Genomic DNA, 18,646 nt, shown 5'->3' with positions numbered 1-18,646 from the left:
TCCCCTGAAGGGGAGGGGAAGCATTGACGTCCGCCATTGCCCAATTCCCACCAGATCACGCGTCGGCCCATCGCCGCAGCAGATTGTGATACACGCCGGTCAACCGGATGACCTGCGCATTGTCATGGCCCAGTTCGCCCGCCAGCGCCTGAACGCTGCTGTCGAGATCGAATAGCATCTGCCGCGCGGCATCGTCCCGCACCATGGATTGTAGCCAGAAGAAGCTGGCCACCCGACGCCCCCGCGTCACCGGTTCCACCCGATGCAGCGACGATGACGGATAGAGCACCGCATGGCCGGCCGGCAGCTTCACCTGCTGCACGCCGAAATTGGTCTCGACCGTCAGTTCGCCGCCGTCATAGCTGCCGGGCTCCTCCAGGAAGACGGTGATCGACAGGTCCGAGCGCACGCGAAAGCCGGTGCCGGCCTGCATCCGCACTGCATTGTCGACATGGGTGCCGAAGGCCTGACCGCCTGCATAGCTGTTGAACAGCGGCGGGAAGACCTTGAGCGGCAACGCGGCGGCAATGAACAGGGGCGAGCGGCCCAGAGCATCCAGCACGATCTGCCCTGCCTGCTTCGCTTCGCCGCAATCCTCCGGCAGTTGCAGGTTGCGCTTGGCGAGCGCGGACTGGTGGCCGGAGGTGACATTGCCGTCGACCCACTGCGCCGCGTCGATCAGCGCGCGGACCCGGGCGACGGCCTGGCCATCCAGCAGTTCGGGAATGACAGTCAGCATGCCGATGAACCTGGACAGGCACGGATGAAGCGCAAGCGGCCCATTGCCGTCACGCCGCCCCGCCGCGCAGGACGAAGGGAATTTCGACCACGCCCTTGACCCGAACCGCCTGGCCATCGCGCATCACGGGTTTCCAGCGCCAGCCGCGCACCGCGTCGCGCGCCGCATTGTCGAGCCGGGGAAAACCGCTGCTCTGCGCGATGGAGAGATTCTCCACCGCGCCATCCAGACCCAGCGTCAGAGCCAGAACGACGGTCCCCTGTTCGCGCCTGCGACGGCTCTCCACCGGATAGCGGGGCGGCTTGCCGGCGATCATCTGCGCGCCCAGGTCGCCGCCCTGGACCAGGCTCGATCCCATGGATGCGGCGGGCGGCGCGGGGGGTGAGGAAAGCGCGACGGGAGGAGCAGGCGGCGCAGGCGGCACGATCTCGGGCGTGGTCGCCACGGCCGGCGCCGGCGGCTGGGGCACTTTCACCAGTGGCGGCGGCGCGACGATCTTGGTCTGCGGCGGGGGTGGCGGGGCCTCCGCGGATGGAGGCGGAGGAGGCGGTGGCATGAGGTTCACGACCGACAGGCGCGCCTCCCGCACGCGCTGCGCATGATGCCGGACCTGGACCAGCGCGGCGATAAGGACGGCATGAAGCAGGACGATGACAAGAATGGCTGGAACGTTCGGCCCACGCCGCGCGCCGTAGCGGGCGGGAGCATCCTCGAATCGAACGGTTACGCTGGGGACGGAGAGCGGAACGGCGGGGGATGGGACGATCGCGTCATCCGCCGCCTCTTCAACATATCCATCTGCTACGCGAAGCATGCCAGATCCCCTTTGCCGCCCTGCCGGCGAAACCGGTCCATAACGCGAATCCTAATGCTACTCAATCGCATCTTTGCCATGGGACCGGACGGGTGGCGACCCGAGGAGGATAGGAGTGCATCGCCACCCGCCCGCTTCCCCCGGCAAGGGACGAGTGCCGGGGGATAGGGATCGGTCAGAACATATAGTTGAGGCTGAACACCGCCGACCGGGTCGGGGCAGGCTGCGCCCAACTGTTATTGATGTTGTTGCGCACCGTCGTCACATATTTCTCATTGGTGAAGTTCTGCACATTCACCTGCGCCTTCAGATTCTCCGTGATCGGGTAGGAGGCCATGAAACGGTGGATGGTGTAGCTTGGCACCCGGTAGCCGACATAGCTGTTGGCGACCAGTTGGGCGAGCGACGGCTGGTTCAACAGGAAGCTGCCCTGATAGGTCAGGCCATAGCCCAGTTCCAGGCCGAAGCCGAAGCGGTAGGTGGTAAACAGGCTGCCCGAATGCTTCGGGGTATTGGTCAGCGCGTAACCAGCCGTCGGATCAAGGAAGGTCGTGCTGTTGGCGCAGGTTCCGGCCGCCGGGTCGGTCGCGCCCGGATGGGCGAGGCAATAGTCGGAAACGCCCTGCTTGATCTTGCTCTTGAGGTACATGTAATTGGCGGAAATCGTCCAGTTGCTGGTGATGTTGCCCGACGCGCCGAAGGACACGCCCTCCACCCGCTGGCGGCCATCCGTCGCCTGATCGGGCAGCAGCGGATCGCCCGACACCACCTTGATCTGGTTGCGGTCGTTGCGGAACAGCGCGAGTGTCAGCAGCAACTGCTTGTCGAACAGGTCGGCCTTGGCGCCGATCTCGTAATTCTTCGTGGTTTCCGGCCTGACATTGCAGGTGCCGCTGCCGCCCGCGGCATTGTCCGCGGTGCAGCTTCCGTCGACCGACGATTTGGACGGCAGCTTGGAGTTGCCGAAAGCGACATAAAGGCTGGTGTCCGGCGTCGGCTTCACGACCGCGCCGATGCGGAAGGAAAAGAGATTGTCGTCCACCTCCAGCCGAGTGCCGACCGTGCTGATCTGGCCAAGCTGCGCCGAACCGCCCGTCGTGTTGTAGGTGAAGGTGCGGTTGAAGCCCTTGACCTTCTCATAGCGGACGCCGCCGTTGATCTCGAACCAGTCGGTGAACTTCATCGTATCGAACAGATAGGCGGCATAGCTGGTCTGTTCCCCGACATTATGCGTGCCCAGGATGAAGTTGACCGGCCCGACATAATTGTTGCTGCCATAGACGCGGGCCAGGCCGGTGGTGGCCGCCGGGCCGACGATGCCGGACGACGGATCGGCAATGTTCACCAGCGGCAGGTAGAAACCAAGGCTGGCGGCGGCGCTATAGGCCGGATTGGCGGCGCCGGCGCCGGTGGCAGGCGCGGTGAAAGGCGCGGCATAGGGATCGAAGCCGTTGGCGCTGCGGCCCAGGCTGCCCTGCAACTGATCGTAGCGCTCCCACAGGGCCGAACCGCCGACGACCAGCGTATGGCCGATGCCGCCGGTGTCGAAATCGGCGCTGAGGTCGATCTGGTTATAGGCGGTTTCATTGGTGATGAAGCGCTGGTTGCCGCGGCCGCCGATCGGCAGGTAATAGCCGACTGGAATGGTGAGCGTTTCGCCGGCGGCGGTCGTGCCGATGCGCTGGGTGCATGCGCCGCCGGTGTCCGGATTGAAGCCGCCCGCCGTTCCGTTGTCGAGGCAGAAGACGCCGTTCGGCTGGCTGGTCACCGTATCCTGGCGGATATGTTCGTACCGCGTCAGGTTGCGGACCTTGACCGTATCGCTGAAGGCATGGCTGAAGATCGCCTGCAGCGACTTGGTCTTGCTGTCCTGGCGGTCGAGATTGGCGAAGCCGTAATAGCCCGACCGGTCGAACTGGTCGACGATGCCCCCCAGCGCCGGGAAGTAGCGGATGCCATATTGCGGCATCGCCTTGTCATCCAGATATTCGCCCTGCAGCGTCAGGCTGGTGGGGCTGTCGATGCCGATGGTGATCGCGGGCGCCACGCCCCAGCGCTCATAATCCTCGACATCGCGGCCCGGCACATCGTTGCGGTGATAGACGGCGTTGAGGCGCACGGCGATCAGGTCGTTGACGCGCTTGTTCGCGTCGATGGTCGCCCGATAATAATTGTCCGTGCCGATCCCGGCGTTCAGGATCGTCTTGTCGTCGGCCAGCGGACGCTTCGTCACCAGGTTGATCGTGCCAGCGACCGAACCGCCGCCGTTCATGACCGAATTGGCGCCGTTGGTGACTTCGACCTGCTCGATATTATAGACTTCGTTGCGGTTCAGGAACGCGCCGGAACGCACGCCGTCGACCGTGACGTCGTTCTTCGCGTCCTGCCCGCGCAGGATGATGCGGTCGCCATAGCCGAAGCCGCCCTCGCCCGCGCCGAAGGTGATGCCGGGAACGGTCGACAGCACGTCGCGCAGGGTCAGCAGGTTCTGCTGCTGGATGGTTTCCTTGCCGATCACCGTGATGGTCTGCGGCGTATCGAGCAGCGGCCGGGTATATTTGGGCGATTCCGCCTTTTCGACCTTGACGGGCGATTCGTCGATCGCCGTGTCGGTGACCGTCATCCCGCCAAGCTTGGCGCCCTGCGCTGCATCCTGCGCCTGCGCGGACGAGGCAAAGGCGATCGCGCCGACGCAACTCAGCGCCAGGAAGGACGGTCGTGACAGTGCTTTGGACATGGAAACAGAACCCCTTTCTTGAACCTTGAGGGGTCTGCTATTGCGACTTGTTCGCAGAGTCAACGCTATTGCGAGTAATTATTATTTTATGATTGTATATTATCGTTGAAAAGCCAGCATCTTATCGCGCTCGCCAGATTGGGCGGATCGGCCGCCGCCATGCGCGCGACATCGATGCGCGCGATCAAGGCGTTGACGGGCAAACCTTCCCGCAGGGCGGCCGCGCGCAGGGCTTGCCAGAATATCGGTTCCAGGCTGATCGCGGTCTGATGGCCCGCAATCGTCACGCTGCGCTTGACGGGCGGAGCGAAGGGCGATGCCGCCGGCGCCGAAGCGTCAATGGAAGGCCCCTCGCCTTCCATCAGTACATATGCTGGCCGCCGTTGATCGACAGCGTGCTGCCGGTCACGAAGCCCGCCTCCTCGCTGCAGAAGAAGGCGACGCCGCGGGCGATCTCATCGGCATGGCCCAGACGGCCGACCGGTATCTTGGCGACGATCTTCTCCAGCACCGCCTGCGGCACCGCCGCGACCATGTCGGTGTCGATATAGCCCGGCGCGATCGCATTGACGGTGACGCCATATTTCGCGCCTTCCTGTGCCAGCGCCTTGGTGAAGCCATGGATGCCGGACTTGGCGGCCGCATAGTTGACCTGGCCATATTGGCCCGCCTGCCCGTTGATCGATCCGATATTGACGAAACGGCCCCAGCCGCGCTCCCGCATCCCGCCGAAGGTCGCCTTGGCCATGTTGAAGCAACCGCCCAGATTGATACGCATCACCTCGTTCCAGTCGTCGAAGCTCATCTTCGCCAGCACGCCGTCGCGGGTGATGCCCGCATTGTTGACGACGACGTCGATCGGCCCCAGCGCCTCGGCCACCTGCGCGCAACCGTCCAGACAGGCCTGGTGATCGCCCACGTCCCATTTGAAGGACGCTATGCCCGTCTTGTCCGAAAAGGCCTGCGCCTTGGCGTCGTTGCCGGCATAGTTGGCGGCGACCGTGAACCCCATCTCCTTGAGCGCCAGGCTGATCGCCTCGCCAATTCCACGCGTTCCGCCCGTGACGACTGCAACCTTGCTCATAGTGGCTCTCCTCAAAGAATATTGACGGGACGAAACTTACCTCTCCAACCAGCCAGCCAGTTCGCGACGGGCCAGAGTCTCGCACAGATTCATAGCGTCCGGGGAGGCGTTCAAACAACTCAAATGGACAAAATTATTGCCACCGGAAGCGATAAAATCCTCTTTGCCGCGAATGGCGATTTCCTCTAGGGTTTCCAGGCAATCCGCCGAGAAGCCGGGGGTCAGGACGGCAACATTCCGGACATTTTCCGAAGGGAGCTGCCGCAGCACCGCATCGGTTGCCGGGCCCAGCCATTTCGCGGGGCCGAAACGCGATTGGAAGGTGACCCGGACCTCCCGCCCCAGCGCCTCGCCCAGCAGCCTTGCGCTTTCGACGCACTGGTCGCGATAGGGATCGCCCAATTGCCGCGTTCGCTCCGGCATGCCGTGGAAGCTGGCGATCAGCAGGTCCGGCGCGAAATCCAGCGTGGCGAGCTGGGCCTGAGTCGATGCGCGCAGCGCCTCGATATAGGCGGGATCGGCATGATAGGGCGGCAGCGTGCGGATCGCCGGCTGCGCCCGCATCTTCGCCAGCGCCGCATAGGCGGCATCGAGCGCGGTGGCCGTCGTCGCCGCGCAATATTGGGGATAGAGCGGAGCCAGCAGGATGCGGTCGCACCCTGCGGCGACCATCGCCGCCAGCCGCGCGCCGATCGCCGGATTGCCATAGCGCATCGCCCAATCGACCATAACGCCAGCGCCCATCCGCTCCTGAAGCCCGCGGGCGGCGTCGCGCGTATAGACGGCGAGCGGCGATCCCTCCTTCATCCACACCTGCCGATAGGCATGGGCGGATTTCTTCGGACGGGTCAGCAGGATCGGGCCGCGCAGGATCGGCTGCCACAGCAGTTGCGGAATTTCCACGACGCGCCGGTCGGAAAGGAATTCGGCCAGATAGCGCCGCACCGATGCCGGGTCGGGACCGTCGGGCGTGCCCAGATTGATGATGAGAAGGCCGATCTTGCCCAAGAATTTCACCCTTCCATCAGCAGGGGCAGGGTGCGGAAACGCCGCCCCGCCGTGGTGAACAGCGCATTGGCGACGGCGGGCGCCACCAGCGGCGCGCCCAGGTCTGTCAGCCCGGCGGGAGGCGCGGTGCTGCGGATCAGTTCGACCGTCACTTCCCCGACATCGCCCAGCCGCGGCAGACCCATGCGGCCCAGCATCGCCCGCGTCGGCATGCCCTTCGCATAGGGGACGGACGCCCCCATGGCGAATGCCAGCCCATGGATCAGGCCGCTTTCGACCTGCTGCCGGGCAATGTCCGGATTGACCTGATCCCCGCCGTCCACCGCGGCGACGATCCGTGAGACCTGCAACTTGCCCTCGGCCATGCCCGCCTCCACCATCACGGCGATGAAGGCGCCGTTCATCACATGCGCCGCCAGTCCCTGCCCGCTTCCTTCTATGCCGCCCTGCCAGCCGCCCATGGCGCCGACGGTGGTCAGGCAATGCGCCAGCCGGGGATTGCCGCCCAGCATCTGGATACGAAAGGACATCGCCTCCATCTGCGCCTGATGCGCCAGCTCGTCCATGAAACTTTCGGTGAAGAAGGCGCCGTGCAGATGCGCGTTGCCACGTGCGAACCCCAGCGGCAGGCCGACATCGGCGGGGAAGTGATCGACCGCCCAGTTGGGCACCGCATAGGGCAGCTCCATGCCCGCCACCGCCAGCCGGGTGGACGTGCCGGACGCATCGGCGCCGGCCTCGTGCGGCAGCTTGCCATGGGCGATGCGCGCCCATGTCTGGGTCAGGGCGCAGGGGGCGGCGACCTTCGCCGACCAGCCCTCGATCGCGCCGTTGCGGCCCAGCTTGCCCGCCATGCGCGCATGGGCGGGGGCGCTGGGCCTGTCCTGGATCACATCCTCCAGCCGCGACCAGAGCAGTTGCACCGGCCGCCCCATCTCGCGCGAGAGGAGCGCGGCCTGCACGCCGGCCTCGAAATCCATGCGGCGGCCATAGCCTCCGCCGGCATGCAGCGGGTAGAGCGTCACCGCTTCCGCCGACAGCCCCAGCGCGCGGGCGATGGCGGCGCGGGCCAGGCCGGGCGCCTGCGTCGCCATCCATATTTCCGCGCTGTCCTCGCCGATCCGGGCGGTGGCGCACATCGGCTCCAGCGCCAGATGCAGGCCCGGCCGCACCCGATATTCGCTGGCAAGGATGGTCGCATCCCCGAACAGCGGCTGCGGATCGCCCTGCGCATAAAGCCGTTCGCCGGAGCCGGAAAAGGCCTGCTCCAGCGCCGCCTCCATCCCGGCGCTGTCCACCGGCCTGCCGGAAAGCGTAAAGACCGGATCGGCCAGATCGAGCGCCTTGTTCGCCGCCCACCAGTTGCTGGCGACCGCCGCGACCCACCGGTCCCGCCGCACCAGCTTCAGGAAGCCGGTGACGGATTTCGCCGCGCCCTCGTTGACGCTTTTCAGCACGGCATCCCCGATCGGCCCCTGCCGGATGGAGGCGAAGACCATGTCGGGCAGGCGGATGTCGGCGGCGAAATTATGGCTGCCGTCGATCTTGGACGGGGTGTCCAGCCGGGGAAGCTCCTGCCCCGCCAGCCGGTCCACCTCCGCCTGGCGGAAGGGCAATATCTCGGGCAGGTCGAAGGTCACGGCATCCTCCACCACCTCGCCCAGCTTCAACCGGCGCTGCCCGCCGTCGGAAATGATGCCGTTCTGGATGTCGCAGCTTTCCCAGGCGACGTCCCAGCGCGCCGCCGCCGCCTTGCACAGCAGCACCCGCGCCGCCGCGCCCGCCTCCCGATAGGGCTGGTGGAACATCGGCACCGACGTGCCCGCGCCCGTCAGCATCAGGGCGCGGCGGGTCGCATATTGATCGATGGTCCATTCGCCCGCCTCGCCCGCCAGCCGGCTCCAGTCATTGGCCAGCCATTCTCGCGCCAGCAGGATATTGGCGTAGAGCGGCCCGATCGGCGCGCTCTGCACGCCGACGGTCCGCCAGTCCGCGCCCAGTTCGTCGGCCAGTATCTGCGGCAGAAGGGTCGTGACCCCCTGCCCCATCTCGGTCTGGGGCACGATGACGACGACCTGGCCCGACCGGTCAATCTTCAGGAAAGCGTTGAACGCGGTCTCGCCCGGCGCGGTGTTGAGACTGGCGCGATAGGAGCGCGGCCATATGGCCCATGCCAGCAGCAGCCCCACCGTGGCGCCCCCGCCGACCAGCAGGGTGCGCCGGTCCAAACCCTTTTTCGTCTGCTGACCCTGCTTCCGCGGTGCGCGCCCCATGCCATCGCTGATAGAGGGGCTTGGAAGCTCTGCAAAGCCCTATTGCGCCCGAAGGTTCAGGCGACGGGCCTGAGCTGGAGCCGGCGTATCTCGATGGCGGGGCAGCGATCCATCACCACCTTGAGCCCGGCCGCCTCAGCCCGGGCCGCCGCGGCCTCATCGACCACGGCCAACTGCATCCAGACCGCCTTGGCCCCTGCCGCTATGGCATCGTCCACGACCTCCCCCGCGGCGTCGCTGCGGCGGAAGATGTCGACCATGTCGATCGGCACGCCGATGTCGGACAGGCTGGCCCAGACGAATTCGCCATGGACATGCTCGCCCGCGATCTGCGGATTGACGGGCAGCACGCGATAGCCGTGATCCTGAAGGGTCTTCATCACGCCATAGCTCGGCCGGTCGGGCCGGTCGGAAATGCCGACCAGCGCTATGGTGCGGGTTTCGTTCAACAGATCGGCTATATCCTGCGCATCGGTAAGCGGCATGAGGGGTCCTCCATATTCGCGAGACATGGGAAGGACGCTGGAGAGGCGCAAGCCGTTCCCTCCAACCCCTTCATCCCCACGGAAGCCGGGATCTCAGGCGATAGGGCATGGAGTAGTCTCACGAGGTCCGGCTATCGCCGGGACGACGAAAGAAGGAACAGGGTGAAGACGTCAGCGCCCACCCCGCAGCCACGCAACGACCTTCTCCGCAATCGTGCGGAAAGCCACACCATGCGCGTCGTCCCCCGCCGCCGGAGGATCGCCCGCATCGGACCGGCGGCGAATGTCGATGGCGAGCGGTATCCGGCCAAGGAAGGGCATCCCCATTTCCCCGGCGGCCGCTTCCGCGCCGCCCTGACCGAAGGGGTCCGACACTTCCCCGCAATGGGGGCAGGCATAGCCCGCCATATTCTCGACCAGGCCGATCATCGGCACCTGCGTCTGCTCGAACAGGCTCACCGCGCGTACCGCGTCGATCAGCGCCAGGTCCTGCGGCGTGGAGACGATGACGGCGCCGGCCGGCTTGTGCTTCTGCACCATCGACAGCTGCACATCGCCCGTGCCCGGCGGCATGTCGACGATCAGCAGCTCCGCATCGCCCCAATCCGCCTCGATCAGCTGGGCCAGCGCATTGCCCGCCATCGGCCCGCGCCAGGCGAGCGCCTTGCCCGGCTCGACCAGATGGCCCATGGAAAGCATCGGAACGCCAAAGGGGCTCTGCACCGGGATGAGCTGCTTGTCCTTCGCCTGCGGCTTCCTGTCCTCGCTGGCCATCAGCCGCGCCTGCGACGGGCCGTAAATATCGGCGTCGACCAGCCCGACCTTCACCCCCAGCCTTTGCAGCGCGACGGCGAGATTGGCCGACAGCGTGGATTTGCCCACCCCGCCCTTGCCCGATGCGACGGCGACGATCTTCAGCGGCCTGCGCTCGGCCGTCATGGCGATGCGCACATCCTCGACACCGGGCACGGTCAGCGCGCCCTCCCGGATCGCGGCGGCCACGGCTTCGCGCTGATCGGACGACAGGCCCGCCACGTCCAGCACCAGCGACATCACCCCGTCCTTGAGGCGCGGCGCGCTGGCGCGGCCGTCGGTCAGCGTTTTGAGTCGAGCGGCGAAATCTTCAAGCTGGGTCATGGCAGGCCATCTAGGGACTTTCCCCGTCCGGCGAAACCGGCAGGCCGCCGTTTTTCTTGGCCATCGACATCATTCGAAACAATAATCGTTGCGAAGGGCACTGTTTTTCGCCGGAGAGCCTACCTATAGAGAAGGCATGAAGAGATTTTTCGGGTGGATGCCGGGCATAGCGAGCGCCATGGCCCAGGGTCCGTGGGGCGGCAAGAGCGACGGTCCGGACGGCAATGACGGCCAGGGCAAGGGCGGCGAAGGCAAGGGCAGCGACGGGCCGCGCAACCCGTGGACCCAGCCGGGACGCCCCGGCGCCAAGGGCCCTTCCGCGATCGAGGAACTGCTCCGCCGCAGCAAGGAAAGCTTCGGCCAGGGGGGTGGCGGCTTCGGCAATCTGCCGCCCCGCCCATCCGGCAAGGCGCTGTGGCCGGCCGCCATCGGCATATTGGTGGTGCTGTGGCTGGTCCTGACCTGCTTCCACCGGGTCGGCCCGCAGGAACGCGGCGTCGTCACCCTGCTGGGCAAATACAGCCGCACCCTGTCCCCCGGCATCAGCCTGACGCTGCCTGCCCCGCTGGAAAATGTGACGACCGTCGACGTCGAGGAAATCCGCACCATCGACATCGGCTCGACGCGGGCGGAGAGCGAGAATCTGGTCCTGACCGGCGACCAGAACATCATCGACCTCGCTTATTCCGTGCGCTGGAACATCCGCAGCCCGGAACTCTATCTGTTCCAGCTTTCCGACCCTGACTCATCGGTGCGCGAAGTCGCCGAAAGCGCGATGCGCTCCGTCGTCGCCAGCGTCAGCCTGGAGGATGCGCTGGGCGCCGGCCGCACGGAGATCGAGCAGCAGGTCGAACAACGGATGCAGGAGATATTGGACGGCTACCGCTCGGGCATCCGCGTGCAGGGCGTCGCGATCAAGCAGGCCGATCCGCCGACCGCCGTCAACGATGCGTTCAAGGCGGTGTCCGCGGCGCAGCAGACGGCCCAGACCTATCTCAACGAAGCCCGCGCCGCCGCGCAGCAGGTGACCGCCAAGGCGCAGGGCGAAGCCGCCGCCTTCGACAAGGTCTATGAGCAGTACAGGCTCGCGCCCGACGTCACCCGCCGCCGCATGTATTATGAAACCATGGAGGGTGTCCTGTCGAACGTCGACAAGACCATCGTCGAAAGCGGCAATGTCACGCCCTATCTGCCCCTTCCCGAACTCAAGCGCCGGGCGCAGGGCGGCACCGCGCAGGGCAGCGCGACCGTGGAGGGCCAGTGATGCAGAACCTCGTCCGCCATCCCGTCGCGCTGGCGCTGCTGGCCATCGCCGCGCTGCTGCTGATCGGCAGCACCATCGCCATCGTGCCTGAAACCAAGCAGGGCGTGATCGTGCGCTTCGGCGATCCCAAGAAGATCATCAACCGCTATCGCCCCAACGAGGATTTCGGCAAGACGGGCGCGGGGATCATCCTGCGCTGGCCGTTCATCGACCAGATCGTCTGGATCGACAAACGCGTCCTGTCGGTGGAGATGGAGCGGCAGCAGGTGCTGTCCACCGACCAGCTCCGGCTTCAGGTCGACGCCTTCGCCCGTTACCGCATCGTCGATCCGCTGCGCATGTACATCGCGGCGGGCAGCGAGGAGCGGGTGTCGGACGCCCTGCGCCCGATATTGGGCTCCGCGCTGCGCAACGAACTGGGCAAGCGGCCCTTCGCGGCGCTGCTCTCCCCCGAGCGGGGCCAAGTGATGGACAATATCGAGGCGGGCCTGAACCGCGTCGCCCGGCAATATGGCGCGCAGATCGTCGATGTGCGGATCAAGCGGGCCGACCTGCCCGACGGCGCGCCGCTGGAAAGCGCCTTCACCCGCATGCGCACGGCGCGGGAACAGGAAGCGCTCACCATCCGCGCTCAGGGCGCCAAGCAGGCGCAGATCATCCGCGCGGAGGCGGACGCCAACGCCGCCCGCATCTATTCGGAAAGCTTCGGCAAGGACGCCCAGTTCTACGATTTCTATCGCGCCATGCAGGCCTATCGCTATACTTTCGCTCCGGACCGGCAGGGGTCGACCACCATGGTCCTCTCCCGCGACAATGATTTCCTGAAGCAGTTCCAGGGGCGTTGATTTCATTACGGAACCAGCGTCATTCAATGAGGGTTAAGGCAAGACGGCGCATCCCGCTCATCGCAGAGTCCCGCCTTTCCTTCGCAAGTTCATGAGAGGACCGTCACGAGTGCGTTACGCTTATGCCATTACCGGCGCCCTGCTGCTCGGCGGCACGGCCATCGCCGTCACGACCAGTTCCAATGTCGGCGCGCAGGTCGCGCAGAATGAAGGCATGCAGGCCGCCGCCCCCGCCGGCGCCCCGGCAAGCCTGGCCGACATGGTCGAGAAGCTGCAACCGGCCGTGGTCAACATTTCCACCAAGCAGCGCGTGCAGGTGCAGAATCCCTTCGCCGGCACGCCCTTTGGCGACCTGTTCGGCGCTCCGGGCGGAAGGCCGCAGACCCGTCAGGCGCAATCGCTGGGGTCGGGCTTCATCATCTCCGCCGACGGCTATATCGTCACCAACAACCATGTGGTGTCCGCCGGCGCGGAAGGGGCCAGCGTCGATTCCATCACCGTCACGCTGACCAATAGCGAGGAATATCCCGCCAAGCTGGTGGGCCGCGATCCCGCGACCGACATCGCCGTGCTCAAGATCGAGCCGAGGAAAGCCCTGCCCTTCGTGAAGTTCGGGGACAGCACCAAGGCGCGCGTGGGCGACTGGGTGATCGCCATCGGCAATCCCTTCGCCCTGTCGGGCACGGTGACGGCCGGCATCATTTCCGCCGTGCATCGCGGCACCGGCGGCACCTACGACAAGTTCATCCAGACCGACGCCTCGATCAACCAGGGCAATAGCGGCGGTCCGATGTTCGACATGCGCGGCAATGTGATCGGCATCAACAGCCAGATCCTGTCGCCCTCGGGCGGCAATGTCGGCATCGGCTTCGCCATCCCGTCGGAACAGGCGGCGCCCATCGTCGACACGCTGCGCAAGGGCCAGGCCGTCAAGCGCGGCTATCTGGGCATCCAGATCAGCCCGCTGGGCGAGGATCTGGCCGATTCCCTTGGCCTCGCCAAGAATCGCGGCGAATTCGTGCAGGGCGTGGAGCCCGGCAAGGGCGCCGACAAGGCCGGGATCAAGGCGGGCGACGTGATCGTCAGCGTCGCCGGCCAGGAAGTGACGCCGGACCAGAATCTCTCGTCCATCGTCGCCAACCAGCCGATCGGCGGACGCGTGCCGATCGTGCTGCTGCGCAATGGACAGCGGCAGACGGTGACGGCCGTCGTGGGCGAACGCCCGTCCGAAGACGAACTCAACGCCTTCGCCCAGAGCCAGGATGAGGATTTCAGCCAGCAGCAGGAGAACCCCTCCAATAATGGCCAGGCCAGCCAGCAGTCGCTGGGCATTTCGGCCATTCCGCTGACCTCGACCATCATCCGCCAGCTCGGCATCGCCGCCGATACGCGGGGTATCGTGATCACCGCCGTCGACGGCTCGACCGATGCAGGCGCCAAGGGCCTGCGCCGCGGCGACGTCATCATCACCGCGAACAACCGGCCCGTCGCGACCCAGGCGGACCTCGACGCGCAGGTGAAGGCGGTGTCGGCGCAGGGCCGCAGCGCGATCCTGCTCCAGGTGCTGCGGCGCGGCCAGCCCGCCGTGTTCCTGCCCGTGCGGCTGCGCGACAAATAAGCGCGCGCGCCGCACGACAGGCCCAGAGCTGAAAACCAGCCGATCGTTACGGGTCGCGCTTGCCGGAAGCCCTGCCTCGCCTCTACAAAGGGACGGCAGACTCCAGTGGGCGCGGCCCGTCACCTTTTTGGGAGAATGACGCGAGATGAGCGACGGCATTTTCATCGGCCTTGGCGCGCCGGACAAGGACGGCGGCATCCCCCAGACGCTGAACCTGCGCCGGGCCAATCGCCATGGCCTGATCGCCGGCGCGACCGGCACGGGCAAGACCGTGACGCTCCAGGGCATAGCCGAAAGCTTCTCCGCGCTGGGCGTGCCCGTCTTCCTCGCCGACGTGAAGGGCGACCTGGCGGGCATTGCCATGGCCGGCTCCCCCACCGCGAAAAATGCGGACAAGCTGGTGGCGCGGGCCAGGGAGATCGGCCTCGACAATTACAGCTATGCCGACAATCCCGCCATCTTCTGGGACTTGTACGGCGAGCAGGGCCATCCCGTCCGCACCACCGTCAGCGAGATGGGGCCGCTGCTGCTTTCCCGGCTGATGGACCTCAACGAAACGCAGGAGGGCGTGCTCTCCATCGCCTTCAAATATGCCGATGAGGAAGGGCTGCTGCTGCTCGACCTGGGCGACCTGCAGGCAATGCTGGCCTATTGCGCGGAAAATGCCGACAGCCTGTCCGCGCGCTACGGCAATGTGACCAAGGCCAGCGTCGGCGCGATCCAGCGGCAATTGCTCCAGCTCGAAAGCCAGGGCGGCGACCATTTCTTCGGCGAACCCGCGCTCGACATCCACGACATGTTGCAGGTGGATGAAAAGGGGCGCGGCTATGTCAACATCCTCGCCGCCGACAGGCTGATGCAGAGCCCGAAGCTCTACGCCACCTTCCTGCTCTGGCTGCTCTCCGAACTGTTCGAGACGCTGCCGGAGGTGGGCGACCCGGACAAGCCGGTCCTCGTCTTCTTCTTCGACGAGGCGCATCTCCTCTTCGACGATGCGCCCAAGGCGCTGACCGACAAGATCGAACAGGTGGTGCGACTGATCCGTTCCAAGGGCGTCGGCGTCTATTTCGTGACGCAGAACCCGATCGACATTCCGGAAGATGTGGCGGGCCAGCTTGGCAATCGGGTCCAGCACGCCCTGCGCGCCTTCACCCCCCGCGACCAGAAGGCGATCAAGGCAGCGGCGGAAACCTTCCGCGTCAATCCGGACCTGAACGTCGAAACCGCGATCACCGAACTCAAGGTGGGCGAGGCGCTGGTGTCGCTGCTGCAGGAGGACGGCTCGCCCGGCATCGTCCAGCGCACGTTGATCGCCCCGCCCCGGTCGCGCCTGGGCCCGCTTGATGCCAGGGAACGGGCGATCATCCAGTCCATATCGCCCTGCGCGGGCAAATATGACGCGACCGTCGATCGGGAGTCGGCCGAGGAAATCCTCGCCGCCCGGGGTCAGGCCGCCGCCGCCGCCGCCCAGGCCGCCAAGGCGCAGGCCGAAGCGGACAAGGCGGCCGCCGCCCAGGCCAAAATAGAGGCCAAGCAGCGCGAGGCCCAGCTAAAGGAACAGGCGCGGCAGGAAGCCGCCGCCGCCCGCGAAGCCGCCAGGCCCTCCTCCTTCGACAAGGCGATCCAGTCCGCGACCCGTTCCGCCGCCTCGTCCGTCGGGCGTCAGGTCGCCAATGAAATCGGCCGGGCGGTCTTCGGCGGGTCCAGCCGCAGGTCCGGCGGCATTGCGGGGCAACTGGTGCGCGGCATATTGGGCAGCCTGTTCAAATAAGAGGGGAGACATGCCATGCGAAAGACGATCATCTTCACCTTAGGCATCTTCACCCGGGGCATCTTCACCCTGGCCATCTGCACCCTGGGTCTGGGGCCTGCCCTGCCCGCCCATGCACAGGATTATCGCGACCTGCGCCGCGCCACGGACGCCGCCATCGCCAGCGACATCGCCCGCGACCGTCAGGCCGAACGCGATGCCAGGCGTCAACCCTATGTGTCGCCCGGCTACGGCCCGATCCAGACCGCCACGGCAGCCCGCAATGCCTGCGCGGCCAAGGCGCGGGAAGAGGCAGGACCTGGCGCGAAGGTCCTGGGACGGATCGCCGCCAGCACCATGTCCACCGGTTGGGAAGTGGAAGGCGAAGTCGGTCCGTTCGACGGCCGGCGGTCGGTGCCCTTCGTCTGCTCGGTGCGCAATGGATCGGTAAGCGGCATCCTGTTGCAGCCGGATCGCTAGGGTTCGCCCCCACCGACACGGAAAGCCTGCCCAGCCGAAAGCCGCCATGCCCAATCGCATGGGGAACAGGCCCGATCTCCTCTAAAGCCAGACCATCACCGCCCCAAATATTGCTGCGCCTTTTCTCTACCGCCGCGGTTGCGAGGATCATTGTGCAGGCGCTAAGGAGGGCGCATGCTTAGCCCCCCGGTTCCCGCCCATCCCCTGCGCTTCGGCAATTTCCGGGCCTATCTTCTGGGGCGGCTGGCGACGGTTCTGGCGCAATATAGCATGATGATCATATTGGGCTGGCAGGCCTATAATGTCGCCCGCGAAACGATGAGCACCGCCGCCGCCTCGGCCCAGCTCGGCCTGATCGGGCTGGCGCAGTTCCTGCCCCTCTTCTTCCTGACGCCCGTGACGGGATGGGTGGCCGACCATTTCGACCGGCGCCTGATCACCCGTTTCACCCTGCTGCTGCTGGTGCTGGCGTCGGCCGTCCTCGCCTTCGCCACCTATGAGGGCTGGGTCAGCCTGCCGCTGATCTTCGGCATCGCCGCCCTGGTCGGCGTCGCGCGTGCATTCAATGGCCCGGCCTATAGCGCGCTCGCCCCCAATCTGGTCCCGCGCGAACTGCTGCCCAACGCGATCGCCATTTCCAGCGTCGTGTGGCAGGCGGGCATGATCGCGGGCCCGGCGCTGGGCGGCTATGCCTATGCGATGCAGCCCTGGGGGGCCTATGCGCTGGCCTCGGGCCTGTTTACGGTCGCCCTGCTCTGCATGATGCTGATCGGCCCGGTGCCTCAGCCGCCGCGCGACACCAGCCGGCACCCGGTGCGCCAGATGATCGACGGCCTCACCTATGTCCGCACCAACCGGCTGGTTCTGGCGACCATCACGCTCGACCTGTTCGCGGTGCTGCTGGCGGGCGCGACGGCGCTGTTGCCGGTCTATGCCCGCGACATATTGCATGTGGGTTCGGCCGGCCTCGGCCATCTTGCCGCTTCCCCCGGCATCGGCGCGGGGGTCACCGCCCTTTTCTTCTCCTTCCGGCCGATGAAGACGGAAGTCGGACTCAAGATGCTGGGCGCCGTCATCCTCTTCGGCATCGCCACGATCGTCTTCGGCTCGACCGCCTTCCTGCCCCGCGCCATCGCGCCGGAAGTCGGCATCGGCGCGCTGATCCTGCTGGGATCGGCCGACATGGTGTCCGTCTATGTCCGCCAGTCGCTGATCCAGCTTCACACCCCCGACGAGATGCGCGGCCGCGTATCCAGCCTGTCGCAGCTCACCATTTCCGCCTCCAACGAACTGGGCGAGGCGGAGTCCGGCTTCCTCGCCGCGCTGGTCGGGCCGGTCGCGGCGGTGATCGGCGGCGGGATCGGCGCCATCGTGATAACCCTTATCTGGGCGAAGCTCTTTCCAGAACTCCGCCTTGCCCGTACCTTCGACCCACCCGAAACAAGGGCGGCCGAGCCCACGCAGGAGAAAGTGCAATGAAGGCATCCAGTATCTTGGAAACCATCGGCAACACGCCGCATATCCGCGTCAACCGGCTGTTCGGTGATGCGGAGGTGTGGATCAAGTCCGAACGGTCCAACCCCGGCGGGTCGATCAAGGACCGAATCGCCCTGTCGATGATCGAGGCGGCGGAGGCGTCGGGCGATCTCAAGCCCGGCGGCACCATCATCGAACCGACATCCGGCAATACCGGCGTCGGCCTGGCCATGGTCGCGGCGGTCAAGGGCTACAAGCTGATCCTGGTCATGCCCGAGAGCATGAGCCTGGAACGCCGCCGGCTGATGCTGGCCTATGGCGCCAGCTTCGACCTGACGCCGCGCGAAAAGGGCATGAAGGGCGCGATCGAGCGTGCGCTGGAACTGGTCGAGCAGACCCCCGGTTCCTGGATGCCGCAACAGTTCGAGAACCCCGCCAATATCGACGTGCATGTCCGCACCACGGCGCATGAAATCGCCACGGACTTTGCCGACTCGCCGCTTGACGCCCTGATTACCGGCGTCGGCACCGGCGGCCACATCACCGGCGTCGCGCAGGTGCTCAAGCAGCTCTGGCCCCATCTGAAGGTCTATGCGGTCGAACCGACCCTGTCCCATGTCATCAGCGGCGGCCAGCCCGGTCCTCACCCGATCCAGGGGATCGGCGCGGGCTTCATTCCCGCCAACCTCCACACCCAGTTGCTGGACGGCGTGATCCAGGTCGATCCGGCCGACGCCAAGGAATTTGCCCGCCGCGCCGCGCGGGAGGAAGGCGTGCTGATCGGCATCTCCTCCGGCGCGACGCTGGCCGCCATCCATCAGAAGCTGCCGGAACTCCCGGCGGGCAGCCGCGTTCTGGGCTTCAACTATGACACCGGCGAACGCTATCTGTCGGTGCCCGACTTCCTGCCCGAATAAGGCCAGACACAGGCAAGAG

The 18,646-nt window shown here is 66.2% G+C and carries 16 protein-coding genes; 7 read left to right on the top strand and 9 right to left on the bottom strand.

The genetic code is table 11. The features are described from left to right. Positions 1 to 55 precede the first annotated feature (55 nt). The 9 genes from H5V43_RS00280 to H5V43_RS00240 form a co-directional block, all read right to left on the bottom strand. Entirely contained in the window at positions 56 to 739 is a 684-nt protein-coding gene (locus H5V43_RS00280) for a Fe2+-dependent dioxygenase (protein ID WP_025548744.1), read from the bottom strand. Positions 740 to 788: 49 nt separating this feature from the next. Further along, entirely contained in the window at positions 789 to 1,553 is a 765-nt protein-coding gene (locus H5V43_RS00275) for an energy transducer TonB (RefSeq protein WP_025548745.1), read from the bottom strand. Positions 1,554 to 1,728: 175 nt separating this feature from the next. Continuing rightward, positions 1,729 to 4,290, bottom strand: a complete 2,562-nt coding sequence (locus H5V43_RS00270; protein WP_025548747.1) for a TonB-dependent receptor — start codon at positions 4,288 to 4,290, stop codon at positions 1,729 to 1,731. 86 nt (positions 4,291 to 4,376) lie between these two features. Beyond that, complete coding sequence (locus H5V43_RS00265; RefSeq protein WP_025548748.1) at positions 4,377 to 4,652, bottom strand: ribbon-helix-helix domain-containing protein; 276 nt, start codon at positions 4,650 to 4,652, stop codon at positions 4,377 to 4,379. After that, positions 4,652 to 5,374 carry an acetoacetyl-CoA reductase gene (phbB, locus tag H5V43_RS00260; protein WP_025548750.1) on the bottom strand — a complete coding sequence of 241 codons (723 nt, stop codon included), beginning with the start codon at positions 5,372 to 5,374 and terminating at the stop codon, positions 4,652 to 4,654. The genes H5V43_RS00265 and phbB overlap by 1 nt, the downstream gene beginning before the upstream one ends. Positions 5,375 to 5,410: 36 nt before the next feature. After that, on the bottom strand, positions 5,411 to 6,382 hold the full coding sequence (gene hemH, locus H5V43_RS00255) for a ferrochelatase (protein WP_025548751.1): 972 nt from the start codon (positions 6,380 to 6,382) through the stop codon (positions 5,411 to 5,413). A 5-nt stretch (positions 6,383 to 6,387) separates the two neighbouring features. Beyond that, a complete protein-coding gene (locus H5V43_RS00250; protein WP_193666718.1) occupies positions 6,388 to 8,655 on the bottom strand; it encodes a molybdopterin cofactor-binding domain-containing protein in 2,268 nt (755 codons plus the stop codon). 56 nt (positions 8,656 to 8,711) lie between these two features. Beyond that, positions 8,712 to 9,140, bottom strand: coding sequence for a CoA-binding protein (locus tag H5V43_RS00245; protein ID WP_025548752.1), 429 nt, complete (start codon positions 9,138 to 9,140; stop codon positions 8,712 to 8,714). 171 nt (positions 9,141 to 9,311) lie between these two features. Then, complete coding sequence (locus H5V43_RS00240) at positions 9,312 to 10,079, bottom strand: Mrp/NBP35 family ATP-binding protein (protein ID WP_226869663.1); 768 nt, start codon at positions 10,077 to 10,079, stop codon at positions 9,312 to 9,314. A gap of 334 nt (positions 10,080 to 10,413) precedes the next feature. Here H5V43_RS00240 and hflK point away from each other — a divergent pair, with 334 nt between their 5' ends. The 7 genes from hflK (at position 10,414) to cysK (ending at position 18,627) form a co-directional block, all read left to right on the top strand. After that, the gene (gene hflK / locus H5V43_RS00235; protein WP_025548756.1) at positions 10,414 to 11,541 is read left to right on the top strand and encodes an FtsH protease activity modulator HflK; all 1,128 of its coding nucleotides are present in this window, start codon (positions 10,414 to 10,416) and stop codon (positions 11,539 to 11,541) included. Continuing rightward, positions 11,541 to 12,386: a protease modulator HflC gene (hflC, locus tag H5V43_RS00230; RefSeq protein WP_025548757.1), complete on the top strand. Its 846-nt coding sequence runs from the start codon at positions 11,541 to 11,543 to the stop codon at positions 12,384 to 12,386. The genes hflK and hflC overlap by 1 nt, the downstream gene beginning before the upstream one ends. A 109-nt stretch (positions 12,387 to 12,495) precedes the next feature. Further along, the gene (locus H5V43_RS00225; RefSeq protein WP_025548759.1) at positions 12,496 to 14,004 is read left to right on the top strand and encodes a Do family serine endopeptidase; all 1,509 of its coding nucleotides are present in this window, start codon (positions 12,496 to 12,498) and stop codon (positions 14,002 to 14,004) included. A 145-nt stretch (positions 14,005 to 14,149) separates the two neighbouring features. Next, positions 14,150 to 15,775, top strand: a complete 1,626-nt coding sequence (locus tag H5V43_RS00220) for a helicase HerA-like domain-containing protein (RefSeq protein WP_025548760.1) — start codon at positions 14,150 to 14,152, stop codon at positions 15,773 to 15,775. Positions 15,776 to 15,790: 15 nt separating this feature from the next. Continuing rightward, a complete protein-coding gene (locus H5V43_RS00215; RefSeq protein WP_025548761.1) occupies positions 15,791 to 16,234 on the top strand; it encodes a hypothetical protein in 444 nt (147 codons plus the stop codon). A gap of 174 nt (positions 16,235 to 16,408) precedes the next feature. Continuing rightward, complete coding sequence (locus H5V43_RS00210) at positions 16,409 to 17,713, top strand: MFS transporter (protein WP_044661643.1); 1,305 nt, start codon at positions 16,409 to 16,411, stop codon at positions 17,711 to 17,713. Beyond that, on the top strand, positions 17,710 to 18,627 hold the full coding sequence (gene cysK, locus H5V43_RS00205; RefSeq protein WP_025548763.1) for a cysteine synthase A: 918 nt from the start codon (positions 17,710 to 17,712) through the stop codon (positions 18,625 to 18,627). Before H5V43_RS00210 ends, cysK begins: the two co-directional genes overlap by 4 nt. Positions 18,628 to 18,646 lie beyond the last annotated feature (19 nt).

This window comes from Sphingobium fuliginis (assembly GCF_015074805.1).
Lineage (GTDB): Bacteria > Pseudomonadota > Alphaproteobacteria > Sphingomonadales > Sphingomonadaceae > Sphingobium > Sphingobium fuliginis.
Note: the sequence above shows the minus strand (reverse complement) of the source record. Positions and strands in the feature narration are given on the sequence as shown.